Source organism: Pseudomonas fragi (genome assembly GCF_002269505.1).
In the GTDB taxonomy this organism is placed as follows: Bacteria; Pseudomonadota; Gammaproteobacteria; order Pseudomonadales; family Pseudomonadaceae; genus Aquipseudomonas; species Aquipseudomonas fragi_D.
Map to the genome: position 1 here is coordinate 64,277 of NZ_NQKQ01000007.1, position 12,453 is coordinate 76,729.

12 protein-coding genes are annotated in these 12,453 nt (G+C 56.2%); 4 read left to right on the forward strand and 8 right to left on the reverse strand.

Translation table 11 applies throughout. From position 1 onward, the window contains the following. Nucleotides 1-5: 5 nt before the first annotated feature. The 3 genes from ssuC to CJU81_RS08455 are packed head-to-tail and all read left to right on the forward strand — an operon-like array spanning nt 6 to nt 1,865. On the forward strand, nt 6-812 hold the full coding sequence (gene ssuC / locus CJU81_RS08445; RefSeq protein WP_016782831.1) for an aliphatic sulfonate ABC transporter permease SsuC: 807 nt from the start codon (nt 6-8) through the stop codon (nt 810-812). Continuing rightward, entirely contained in the window at nt 809-1,615 is an 807-nt protein-coding gene (ssuB, locus tag CJU81_RS08450) for an aliphatic sulfonates ABC transporter ATP-binding protein (RefSeq protein WP_016782832.1), read from the forward strand. The genes ssuC and ssuB overlap by 4 nt, the downstream gene beginning before the upstream one ends. A 34-nt stretch (nt 1,616-1,649) precedes the next feature. Continuing rightward, the gene (locus CJU81_RS08455) at nt 1,650-1,865 is read left to right on the forward strand and encodes a TOBE domain-containing protein (RefSeq protein ID WP_003444581.1); all 216 of its coding nucleotides are present in this window, start codon (nt 1,650-1,652) and stop codon (nt 1,863-1,865) included. Between the two features lie 281 nt (nt 1,866-2,146). Here the strand turns inward: CJU81_RS08455 and betT are convergent, their stop codons facing one another. The 6 genes from betT to hemF all read right to left on the reverse strand — a co-directional run bounded on the left by betT (nt 2,147) and on the right by hemF (nt 9,263). Continuing rightward, nucleotides 2,147-4,144, reverse strand: a complete 1,998-nt coding sequence (gene betT, locus CJU81_RS08460; protein WP_095036236.1) for a choline transporter BetT — start codon at nt 4,142-4,144, stop codon at nt 2,147-2,149. A gap of 635 nt (nt 4,145-4,779) precedes the next feature. Further along, nucleotides 4,780-6,285, reverse strand: coding sequence for a hypothetical protein (locus tag CJU81_RS08465; protein WP_095036237.1), 1,506 nt, complete (start codon nt 6,283-6,285; stop codon nt 4,780-4,782). 12 nt (nt 6,286-6,297) lie between these two features. Further along, nucleotides 6,298-6,834, reverse strand: a complete 537-nt coding sequence (locus tag CJU81_RS08470) for a hypothetical protein (RefSeq protein WP_141232585.1) — start codon at nt 6,832-6,834, stop codon at nt 6,298-6,300. Between the two features lie 286 nt (nt 6,835-7,120). Next, nucleotides 7,121-7,447: a DOPA 4,5-dioxygenase family protein gene (locus tag CJU81_RS08475; protein ID WP_095036239.1), complete on the reverse strand. Its 327-nt coding sequence runs from the start codon at nt 7,445-7,447 to the stop codon at nt 7,121-7,123. Between the two features lie 57 nt (nt 7,448-7,504). Then, nucleotides 7,505-8,326 (reverse strand): shikimate dehydrogenase, encoded by an 822-nt coding sequence (aroE, locus tag CJU81_RS08480; RefSeq protein ID WP_095036240.1) that lies wholly within the window; start codon nt 8,324-8,326, stop codon nt 7,505-7,507. Nucleotides 8,327-8,348: 22 nt separating this feature from the next. Beyond that, nucleotides 8,349-9,263, reverse strand: a complete 915-nt coding sequence (gene hemF / locus CJU81_RS08485; RefSeq protein ID WP_095036241.1) for an oxygen-dependent coproporphyrinogen oxidase — start codon at nt 9,261-9,263, stop codon at nt 8,349-8,351. Between the two features lie 152 nt (nt 9,264-9,415). On the opposite strand from hemF, the gene CJU81_RS08490 reads away from it, so the two are divergent. Beyond that, nucleotides 9,416-10,393, forward strand: a complete 978-nt coding sequence (locus CJU81_RS08490) for an NADPH:quinone reductase (protein WP_095036242.1) — start codon at nt 9,416-9,418, stop codon at nt 10,391-10,393. A 43-nt stretch (nt 10,394-10,436) separates the two neighbouring features. Here CJU81_RS08490 and CJU81_RS08495 read toward each other — a convergent pair whose 3' ends face one another. Together CJU81_RS08495 and dprA are read right to left on the reverse strand one after the other, a co-directional pair. Then, nucleotides 10,437-10,994 carry an L-threonylcarbamoyladenylate synthase gene (locus CJU81_RS08495; protein ID WP_095036243.1) on the reverse strand — a complete coding sequence of 186 codons (558 nt, stop codon included), beginning with the start codon at nt 10,992-10,994 and terminating at the stop codon, nt 10,437-10,439. 35 nt (nt 10,995-11,029) lie between these two features. Continuing rightward, nucleotides 11,030-12,127: a DNA-processing protein DprA gene (gene dprA, locus CJU81_RS08500; RefSeq protein ID WP_095036244.1), complete on the reverse strand. Its 1,098-nt coding sequence runs from the start codon at nt 12,125-12,127 to the stop codon at nt 11,030-11,032. Nucleotides 12,128-12,453 lie beyond the last annotated feature (326 nt).

Sequence of the window (12,453 nt, forward strand, 5' to 3'; positions counted from 1 at the left end):
TCGCCATGAGTTCAGGCAAGGCCTCGGGCCTCAAAAACATCGGTCACACCCTGGCGCCCTGGGCCTTGCCGGTCTTGCTGTTGGCGGTGTGGCAGTTGTCCGTGTCAGCGGGCTGGCTGTCGACACGCATCCTGCCCGCGCCCAGTGCCGTGATCACGGCCGGGGTCGAGCTGGTGCGCAGTGGCGAAATCTGGAAACACCTGGCCATCAGCGGCTGGCGCGCCGGGCTTGGCTTTGTGATCGGTGGCAGCATCGGTCTGGCGCTGGGCTTTATCACCGGGTTGTCGAAATGGGGCGAACGCCTGCTCGACAGCTCGGTGCAAATGATCCGCAACGTGCCGCATTTGGCGCTGATTCCGCTAGTGATCCTGTGGTTCGGTATCGACGAGTCGGCGAAGATTTTTCTGGTGGCGCTGGGGACTTTATTCCCGATCTACCTCAACACTTACCACGGCATCCGCAACGTTGACCCGGCGCTGGTGGAAATGGCGCGCAACTATGGTCTGTCCGGCTTCAGCCTGTTCTGGCAGGTGATTCTGCCGGGCGCGCTGCCGTCGATCCTGGTGGGTGTGCGGTTTGCCCTGGGCTTTATGTGGCTGACGTTGATCGTGGCCGAAACCATCTCCGCCAGCTCCGGCATTGGCTACCTGGCGATGAACGCCCGGGAGTTCCTGCAAACCGACGTGGTGGTGCTGGCGATTGTTCTGTACGCAGTGCTCGGCAAACTGGCCGACACCGCAGCCCGGGGGCTGGAGCGCATCTGGTTGCGCTGGCACCCGGCGTATCAAGTGGTTAAAGGCGGTGCAGCATGACAGCTCAACAACCCCCTCGTTTGCGCCAGGGCATCCCGCTGGCCATCAATGGCCTGCAGAAGGCCTTCGGCCAGCGCCTGGTGCTACGTGATATCAACCTGCATATCCCGGCGGGGCAGTTTGTTGCCATCGTGGGCCGCAGCGGATGCGGCAAAAGCACCCTGATGCGTCTGCTGGCCGGGCTGGATCAGCCAACAGCAGGCCAGTTGCTGGCCGGTAGTGCGCCACTGCAAGAGGCGCGCGAAGACACACGCTTGATGTTTCAGGAAGCGCGCCTGCTGCCCTGGAAAAAAGTCATCGACAACGTAGGCCTTGGCCTTAAAGGCGACTGGCGCCCCAAAGCGCTCAAGGCACTGGAAGAAGTCGGTCTGGCCGAACGCGCCAATGAATGGCCAGCCGCGCTCTCGGGCGGGCAGAAGCAGCGTGTGGCCCTGGCCCGCGCCCTGATCCACCAACCGCGCCTGCTGCTGCTCGACGAGCCGCTGGGCGCGCTGGATGCCCTGACCCGCATCGAAATGCAGCAACTGATTGAACGCCTGTGGCGCCAGCATGGTTTCACCGTATTGCTGGTGACCCATGACGTGAGCGAAGCGGTCGCGATTGCTGACCGGGTGATTTTGATTGAGGACGGCCAGGTAGGGCTGGACCTCACGGTCGACCTGCAACGCCCACGGGTACGCGGCTCGCATCGCCTGGCTGCACTGGAAACCGAAGTACTGAACCGTGTTCTTGCACTGCCTGGCTCGCCACCTGAGCCGGAACCCGTTGCACCGCTGCCTACGCAACTGCGCTGGGCGCAATAAACCTACTTTCTATCCCAAGACAGGAATCGACACCATGACCATTAAAGCCATCAACGTTCGCAACCAGTTCAAAGGCCACATCAAGGAAATCGTGCTGGGCGACGTGCTGTCGGAAATCGACGTACAGACCGCATCGGGCATCGTGACCTCCGTGATCACCACCCGCTCGGTCAAGGAGCTGGAACTGGTGGTCGGTAGCGAAGTGATCGCCTTTGTAAAATCCACTGAAGTGTCTATCGCCAAGTTGTAAATCATGGCTGATCCACAACCCCGAACGGCGTAAGCCCTTCGGGGTTTTTTGTGCCTGAAAATCGCCCTCAGGCCTCACTCAGCCCGATCCCTCACAACTGCGCGATAGATCTGCAAATACCGACCTTAACTGTGGGGGCGAGCTTGCTCGCGAGGGCCATTCGCGAGCAGGCTCGTTCCCACACACATTTTCGGCTTTTCGGATGCAAGACGCAGTGAGCGTAGCGACTAGCCAGAATCAACCTTAATCAAGGCCCGCCCATTGCAGGCGGGCCTTGCCTGTCAGCGCACCATATGCAAAAACTGCAAATGGCGCTCGTACTGATCGAGGATGTCGTTGATGATCTGCTCTTTGGTGTAGCCCGTCAGGTCGTAGTCCTGGCTGCCTTCGGCCAGATGCACTTCAGCTCGGTAGTAACGGCGGTTGCGCAGTTGCTCCTTTTTGCCAAAGCCACCCCGGGCGAAGGACGGCGTGAAGTAACCTCGCATCTGCACCTGATAGATAAACGGATGTTCATCACCATGGCCGATTTCCAGGCTCACATTGTCGTTGGCCGGGTCCGGCTGGGTGATGACATTCAGCCCTTTCTCCCGGAACACCGCACTCACTTCTTCAATCGCCGGGCGCACGGTGGTGTCCATAAAGCGATACACCTCATCCCGCGACGGGAAGTGCACGGCCTGGCTCAAGCGCTGGCGCCAGCCACCACGACGCGAGTGCGAAACCGGCGCCAGGGAATGAGTCTGCGCAATCTTCTTCTGCGACTCAAGGTAGAACGCCTTGTGCAGGCCCCACATCATCAGCAGCAAAATCAGCGAGAACGGCAACGAGGTCAGCACCACCGCTGACTTCAGCGCATCGATACTGCCCGAGAACAGCAGCGCACTGGTGACCAGCGCGGTCATTGCACCCCAGAACACCCGCAGCCATTTTGGCCCGTCTTCGTCGGCATTGTTGCCACGCGCCGAGAGGGTGGACAGCACCACGGTGCCAGAGTCGGCCGAGGTCACGAAGAACACGAAGCTGATAAACACCGTGACCGCGATAACGGTTTTGCTCCACGGGTAGGTCTCAAGCAGCAGGTACAGCGTGCGCGACGGGTCGTCGATGGCCGACTGGCCGAGAGCAACCATACCGTGATTGAGCACCTGGTCGATGGCGCTGTTACCGAAGATCGACATCCACGCCAGGGTAAAGCCCAGCGGGATCAGCAGCACGCCGAACACGAACTCGCGGATGGTACGGCCGCGGGAAATACGCGCAATAAACAGGCCCACAAACGGTGACCATGCGATCCACCAGGCCCAATAGAACACGGTCCAGCCGCCCAGCCAGTCACTTGGCTTGTCATAGGCATACACATCGAAACTCTTGGTGGGCAGCGCGCCCAGATAGTCACCGATGTTCTGCACCAGGGTGTTGAGCAAATGCTGGGTGGGCCCGGCGAACAACACAAACAGCAGCAGGGCACAGGCCAGCAGCATGTTGATGTCGGACATTACCCGCACGCCCTTGTCGACACCGGCAATGGCCACCAGAATTGCGGCACCCATCATCAGCGTGATCAGGCCTACTTGTACCCATTGGGTATGGGGCATGCCGAACAGGTAATCGAGGCCGGAATTGAGGTGCAGCACCCCAAAACCCATGTCGGCGCCCAGGCCGAACACTGTTGCGATAATGCCGAAACCATCCACCGCATAACCGATAGGCCCGTTGATACGTTTGCCGATCAACGGATAGAGCGCCGAGCGCAGCGCCAGCGGCAGGTTATGCCGGTAGGCGAAGTAGGCCAGCGCCATGCCGACGAACGCGAACACACCCCAACCGTGCAGGCCCCAGTGCAGGAACAGCAGCTGCATGCCCTGGCGCGCAGCCTCGGCATTGCCGGCCGGGCCCTGCGGCGGGTTGAGCATATGGGTGAGGGGTTCGGACACACAGAAGAAAAATAGCGTGATGCTGATCCCGGCGGCGAACAACATCCCCGCCCAGGACAGGTAACTGAACTCGGGTTCGTCGTGGTCGGCACCGAGCTTGATCTTGCCGTAGCCGGACAAGGCGGTGACGACCACGAAGATCAGATACAGGGTCATCGCTAACATGTAGTACCAGCCGACCGTGTTGGCCGCCCAGTTTTGTGCGGCCAACAGCCATTCGCCAGCAGCGGCAGGCATGGCGATGACCACCACACCGAAGATCAGGATAAACGCCGCGGCAAAGTAGAACACCGGCGGATTCATGCGGATCGAGGACGTCTCGGACGTGATCGGTACACTCATTGGATGTGCACCTTATAGAGGTAAAACGGGATCAAAAAGAGCGGATTCGGCAAGGGTTAGCCTCCTGTTGTGAGCGGGCAGCGGACCACCGGTTTAACTTGATTGCACGTTCAAGTTAAACATGGATGGCCTTTTAGAACTAATCGCTGTCCGCAGCTACACGCCTGATACGTTAGCTCATGGCAAGGTATGACACATGGCCATGATCATCGTTCAGCCGTTATAGCGTGGGGCTATCAGGGGAGGGCGACGGCAAAAGAAAACGAGATTTTCGGGCGCTGAAAAAAATCCAAAAAAAATGTTCGCAGAAGCGGAGTGATCAAAAAATAGACTGATTTAGACGCCGATCAGTAGTGCCTCAGGAGGAAAGCATCGAAGAATTTACAGAAGAAAGGGGACCCTATTGATTGAAGTGGTCCCAGAGACTTATCTCGTATTGGCGCCCGCACTCTACAAGCACCAATACGAACAAACAGAGATTCACAAAGAACACCTGATAATGTTACCCGATGACAGTTAGCAAAAATTTAAGACTACAAACACTCTATTTCATACATCGAAGTTAACAATAGCCCACAGATAGAAATCCATCGACAGATAAATCATGCTTTCTTTCTACGGATATTTATATCAATTTAACTTTTCAATGTCTCTACCGATGGCTCATCGGGAGTTATCGTCGAAAATTTAACGGCCACTGCTTCTTTAATTTCACCCTTTTGAGTAAAACTACTGATGCCTGCAATATCATTACCATTTCGAGCATCTGCTAATGGCTTTGTATAGTTCAGATCAATCTGTGAAATACTTAACTCGTCCAGCGAATGTAACTCGCTTGTACCAGTCGACTCAATCCTGCTTTGGCCATCATGATTGGCATCAACCCAAACCTTCACATCGCCCCAGCGTTCATCCTGGTTATCAAATTTAAAGTCTTTGTTGCTATCCAGGCTACGCAGGGCATCAAATGCATTATCAAAGGTTTTTTTACTCGGAGAATCACGGCGTCCTTGTTCGGCACCAAAATACTCTGACATCAACTCCGAAACATTATCAATTTTTCCGTTTCCATCAAGGTCCAAAACAACCATACCCTCGTCAGGGCTGCTCCACCCCGTTTGCACCTTCTCGCCATCGTTGTTCATGTCGAAATGAACAGGAGAGACATGAGGGTTGGTGAGTTTTACGTTTGATCCATCCAGATCTAAAATCAAAGGGTCTATCTTTCTATCGAGCAGGCATTTAATTCTTGCAATTTGCTCTGGTGTTATATAGTTAAGACCGCCAACACTTTCCAAAGAAATATCAACATTTGCAGCAGGCTTTTCACCAGAAGTCACAGGGACGCCTCCCCCTGTACTATAACCGTTCGATGCAGAAGTTACTCCACCTGGCCCTCCACTTCCGCCACCGCCACCGCCACCAGTTCCAGTTCCAGTTCCAGTGCTTATGCCACCACCCGGAATCAGAGGCAGCCAAATATTGATATCTACCTCTGCGACTAACAATCTTTCCAATATTACCTTTGCGGCAATAGACACAACCATTGAAACATTGTCTAAATATCTTTCGAAAATCATCCCAATAGCGGCGGCGTTTTGTATGAATACCGTGGCATAATTTTCCATCTGTTCTAGAAAAGTACGACCCGAAATCTCAACGTAATCATGTCCTAATCCACCCATCCAAACAGGAAATACATCACCGAGCGTACCGCCCCATTGCCATGGTTCCAAACCTAGGTGTTTTACTGCGGCTTGCACGTCTCTTTCAATAATCTGTTGAATTGGCAAGATGCCTTTAGCATGAATAAACTCCGCAATAACTTGATGGGCTAATCTGTCAGATGCATTTTTATACATGCGCGTAGTGAACTTCCTTCCGGAGCGCTCAACTGCAAATTGCATGGAATTATAAACCATTTCACTAACATACGTGTTATCAAGATTATTAATGGATTTTGCGGATATAAGCCAGTTAGCCGTCATCAACATTTGGTCTCTCACTTCTCCATCGGCCTGGCTGGCGATAGCTTTATGAGCAACATCATATAAGTATTGATACCCTCCCGAGTAGTCTTTCACAGCGAGCCTACGTTCCAGGTATTTAACATCCTCGGGTGTCAGAGGTATTTGCACCATATTGGCGCCTCCTTAGTTAATTAAAAAACGATCCAGAAAACTCAACACAAAATTATCGACTTCTTTAAGGTTAGAAATCTCACGCTTAAACAAATAGTCAACTCCAAAAATATTTTTGTACGCTCTTTTTCCCACATAAATAAGGTCCCACTCATATATGTAAGCATTGCTTCCATCACGGCCCGCAACTCTATAAGTCTTTTCACTATCCTCTAACAGTTCAACCCCATCAAAAAACGCAATGGTTTTTAATGTTCGAGTGGCTCGATTTATATCAAACGGAGGAACGGATATAGGAAAAAGAATTAACACCATTACATTGTCAGATCTATTTTTATAGTCAACCAACTTCATGGACGGATACTCAACACGAAGAGTGACCACACTTTCACCTTTAAAATCAATAAGCTCGCAATCCTCATCTGAGACATCAAAGGAAAAAACACTGATATTCGTTTTTTTATTAACAAACGTGCAAGCTGCATGGGTGGGCATTGAGCCCCAAGCAAACACCAGTGATACAAGCCCACCTAGAAGATATCTACGCACTACCAGCCTCCAATATTACTGATGTATCGCCTTATCCACAGGAGGATTAAATACAGCCACCAGCAACATTTAATCTCCAGAGCACAGCGCGAAACATGGTTTTGGACGTGTTATTTCCATACACCATCCAAGATTCAATATTAAAAACCTTATCGCCCTGAAAACTTTAGGCCCGGTATCAAAATATGACCACAGCGAAGCCGCCGTACTTAATGTCGGATATTTCCGTAACTAAAAATATTATGTAGGAGAGGGTTAAACCGGGCGCTGAACTGCGCGCCCCCGTTTAAAACACAGACAAATCCAGCGGCCGAATCGCGCCCATCCAGATCGCATGGTCGGTGTGGTCCAGCAGGTCATTGCCGGTATCGGGATGCATAAACACCACCAAACCGTGCCGGTAGAGCGCCAGCCACGGCAGGACGACTCCGATCAGTTCAGGGCCGAAAGCCAGTTGGCAGCTCCAGTCCGGGTGCGGGCCAACCGGGCGTTCATGGACGCGGCCCATGGTCACGCCAAACAGTCGCTTGGCCTCTTCGCACAAGGCGCGCGCCTGTTCGATGGTCGAAGCGTCGAAGTAGACATGGGCGTGGTAGCCCTTGATTCGCTGCATAAGTACCTCTTGCCCTCACCCCAGCCCTCTCCCGGAGGGTTGGGGTGAGGGTGTGCTTTAAAGTGCCAGCAACCGACGCAACTCAGCCAGCGCCGGTGCCGTATCCGGGCGCACCCCGCGCCACAGATAAAACGCCTCAGCAGCCTGTTCGGCCAGCATGCCCAAACCATCCATCACCTGACCCGCGCCATGCCCGCTGGCCCACACGCAAAACGGCGTCGGATCCTTACCGTACATCATGTCATAGCACAGGGTCTTGCCCGGCTCGATCAGGCTGCTGGCAATGGGTGGCAATTCGCCGCTCAGGCTGGCCGAGGTGGCGTTGATAATCAGGTCGACAGGCTCTTTCAACCAGTCAAAACCGCTGGCCGCAACCGGCCCCAGGTCGCTGAACAGTTCAGCCAGCAACTCGGCTTTTTCGACGGTGCGGTTGGCGATGGTCACCGAGGCCGGCCCTTCGGCCAGCAGCGGCTCCAGCGTCCCCCGCACCGCACCGCCCGCGCCCAGCACCAGGATGCGTTTGCCCTTGAGGCTGAAACCGGCATTCACCGTCAGGTCGCGCACCAGCCCCGCACCATCAGTGTTGTCCCCCAGCAAGCTTCCATCGGCCAGTTTGCTCAGGGTGTTGACCGCACCTGCCCGCTGGGCGCGGGCGGTCAGTTGATCAACCAGGCGGTAGGCGTCTTCCTTAAAAGGCACAGTCACATTGGCCCCACGCCCCTGCAGGAAAAACTCCGTCGCGCAGCCAGCGAAATCATCAAGCGGCGCCAGCAAGGTGTCGTACTGCATGGCCTGACCGGTTTGTTCGGCAAACAGCCGATGCAGCACCGGGGATTTGCTGTGGGCAATCGGGTTACCAAAAACGACGTAACGGTCCATCAGGCAAGCTCCTCGGGCAGTGTCAGGCGTTGGCCAACCAGTCGCGGTCTTGCAGGAAGTAATCCGTCAGACGCGCCTCCGGGCTACCCGGTTCGGCTTTCCAGTCGTAGGCCCAGCGCACTTGCGGTGGCAGGGACATGAGGATCGATTCGGTGCGACCGCCCGATTGCAGGCCAAACAGGGTGCCACGGTCATAAACCAGGTTGAATTCCACGTAACGACCCCGGCGGAATTCCTGGAATTCTCGCTGCTGGGCGGTGTATTCATCGTTTTTGCGGCGCTGAACAATCGGCAGGTAGGCGTCGATATAAGCGTCGCCAATGGCACGAATAAAGGCGAAGCAAGTGTCGAAATCCCACTCGTTCAAGTCATCGAAAAACAGGCCGCCGATACCACGGGGCTCGTTGCGATGCTTGATATGGAAGTAGGTGTCGCACCAGGCCTTGTAGCGCGGGTACACATCGGCACCGAAGGGTGCGCAGGCCTCCTCGGCCACGCGGTGCCAGTGCACGCAGTCTTCTTCAACGCCATAGTAAGGGGTGAGATCAAAGCCGCCACCGAACCACCAGACCGGTTCTTCGCCTTCTTTCTCAGCGATGAAAAAACGCACGTTGGCGTGGGAAGTTGGCACATGCGGGTTGTGCGGGTGGATCACCAGCGACACACCGAGGGCTTCAAAACCACGGCCCGCGAGTTCAGGGCGATGGGCACTGGCCGACGGCGGTAGACCGCTGCCAAACACGTGGGAAAAGTTGACGCCGCCTTTCTCGATGACGTGACCGTTTTCGATTACACGGGTACGACCGCCACCACCCGCCGGGCGCTCCCAGGCGTCTTCAACGAACTGGGTGCCGCCGTCTTCCGTTTGCAATGCGTTGCAAATGCGGTCTTGAAGGTCGAGCAGGTAGGCTTTTACAGCCTCGGTGCGAGTAGTCATGACATCACCTTAAATCGGGCAAAGCGACGCGGCGTGCGGGGCCGGCGGCAAAGGGGGGCTAGCATAACACCGCCCTGCGGCTCACCGCAGTTGACGAAGATCACGCTTAAGCGTTGGATAGCGGCTTCGTCAATTCAGCAAGGAAAGTGCAGATGGCTAAGCGTATCCAGTTTCGGGCCCACGGCGGCCCTGAAGTGCTTGAGTATGTCGACTTCAAGCCCGCCGAGCCCGGCCCGCAGCAAGTTCGGGTGCGCAATCAGGCCATCGGTCTGAATTTCATCGATACCTATTACCGTGGTGGCTTGTACCCGCTGGCTGAACTGCCGTCCGGGCTGGGCAATGAGGGCGCGGGGATCGTTGATGCTGTAGGCAGTGAAGTGCGCAACGTGAGCGTCGGCGATCGCGTCGCTTACGGCACCGGGCCGCTTGGGGCATACAGTGAACTGCATGTGTTGCCTGCCGCGAATGTGGTGAAACTGCCCGAGGATATTTCCTTCGAACAAGCCGCCGCCGTAATGCTCAAGGGGCTTACAACCCAGTATCTGCTGCGTCAGACCTATGAACTCAAAGGGGGCGAAACCATCCTGTTCCACGCTGCTGCAGGCGGGGTAGGCTCGATTGCCTGCCAATGGGCGAAAGCCTTGGGCGTGAAATTGATCGGCACGGTCAGCTCGGCTGAAAAGGCCGCGCACGCCAAAGCCCTGGGCGCGTGGGAAACCATCGACTACAGCCACGAGGATGTTGCCAAGCGTGTGCTGGAATTGACCGACGGCAAGAAGTGCCCGGTGGTTTACGACGGCGTAGGCAAGGACACCTGGCTAACGTCACTGGACTGCGTGGCGCCACGTGGGTTGATGGTCAGCTTTGGTAATGCTTCAGGCGCGGTAACGGGGGTCAACCTGGGGATCTTGTCGCAGAAGGGCTCGCTGTACGTAACCCGTCCAACATTGGCGTCCTACGCAAATAGCGCCGAAAACCTGCAAGCGATGGCCGATGAGCTGTTTGCGATGATCCGCAGCGGCGCCATCCAGGTTGATATCAGCCAGCGTTTTGCGTTGGCTGATGCGGCCAAGGCGCAAACGGAACTGTCGGCGCGCCGGACCACGGGATCGACGATTTTGTTGCCTTAAAACAAATGTCCCCCAGTGGGAGCGAGCAAGCCCGCTCCCACCATTACGCCGGGCGTACGATCTTGCCGGTGGCTAGGTCGCGGATCAGGCTCGGGTTTTTACGTCCGCCCAAGTTGCCGCCCAACACATGGTCGATTTGCCCACGGAAATACTGCTCAACTTTTAACCGCGTGCGCGCTGCCGGCAAACCTGCAGGGTTAGCTGACGTCGACACGATCGGCCCCACCAGCGAGCACAGTTCGCGCACCAGCGGGTGATCACTCACGCGCAGCGCCACGGTGTCATGCACGCCGGTGATCCACTCGGGCAACAAGCCCTGATGCGGCACCAGCCAGGTGTTCGGCCCAGGCCAGGTGCTGGCCATGCGGTCAATCCACTCCTGGGGGAAGTCTTCAAACAGGAAGTCGAACTGGTGAATGTTGTCTGCCACCAGAATCAGGCCTTTATCCACAGGCCGCGACTTGATCGCCAACAGCCGCTCGACCGCATCTTCATCCCACGGATCGCAGCCCAGGCCCCAGACCGCTTCGGTCGGATAGGCAATCACCGCGCCTGCGCGAATGGCTCTTGCAGCTTGTTGGACGCGCCAGGTGCTGATCATTGAATGTCTCCAGATATGTACTGCGCGCAGTGTACTTAGCTGGCGCGAGCAAACCAACGCCCGCCCTCCAACACAACGTGTCCTGCCAGTTCCAGTTCGGTAAGCGCCGCCAGCATTCGAGGTAAATCCCAGCCACTGACGTTGACCAGCGCTTCGCTGGTATGTGGCGCTGCCAGCAATAATTGCACTAGCGGATGACAGCTAGGTGTTAACACTTCTGACGAGGATAGGGGTATGGAGCGCCAGCCACGCAGGCCCTCGAGGATGTGCTCGACGGTTTCAACCAGTGTCGCACCATCACGGATTAATTGATGACAGCCCCGCGCACCGGGGTGGTGGATCGAGCCGGGTATTGCATAAACCTCGCGCCCCTGTTCTGCGGCCAGCCGGGCGGTGATCAGCGAGCCGCTGGCCACGCTGGCCTCGACCACCAGGACGCCGAGCGACAAACCGCTGATGATCCGGTTACGCCGCGGAAAGTTCGCCGCCTGCGGCCCGGCGTCCAGGGGAAACTCAGAAACCACAGCACTACCACCAGCAATCATCGCGTCGACCAATGCCCGATGGCGCTGTGGATAAAGTTTTTCCAGGCCTGTGCCTAACACCCCTACGGTCTGCCCGCCAACGTCCAAAGCGGCTTGATGTGCCGCGCCATCAATGCCCAGCGCCAGCCCGCTGGTAATGACAAAACCAGCACCGGCCAAACTGCGCGAAAAAGCTGCCGTGGTATCCAGACCCGGCCTTGAAGCGCGTCGGCTACCGACCATCGCCAACTGCGGCTTTTCCAGAATCGAGGGGTCTCCGGCCACCATTAACACGGGCGGGGCATCGCTCAACTCACTCAACAAAGCCGGGTAATCCGCTTGATCATGCAGCAACACGTGATGTCTGGAGCCCTCAAGCCAGCGCAATACAGCGCTGGCGCCGTCACGAATTTCAGGACTGCGTCGCGCTTGGGCGCAGGCCTCGGGTAGCCCCAACGCACGCCATGCACTGGCAGGCGCACTAAGCGCCGAACTGGCACAGCCAAAGGCACTGAAAAGGCTGTAATAACGCCGTGGTCCAACCTCGGGCAAGCGATGCAAACGCAAGCGGGCTTCCAGCTCTGCAGGGGATATTTCTGACAGCGGCATGAGATCATCCTTGATCGGTTCATATATCTAAATGTAAGGGACAACCTGTGGATAAGTCTGTTGACAAGTTGTTTAGCAAGCTATGAAAAGGGCCGGGTTGAGCACCCGATACGCTCTTGAAATAGCCTGTAGAAACCCAACATTAGTTGAACGCTGCCAGGCCACCGGGCACGTTGGTTTCAAATTGAGACATGCGCTGGCCACCTGTGCGTGCAGCCCGGCAGCTAGTCGTTTCATCCGTGGGTGAATCCCTTTATTATGTGCACTCGCGTGAAACGCCTGAGCCCGAGCGGGCTCTCTCTGAAGGAGACGTTTTGCACAGGTTG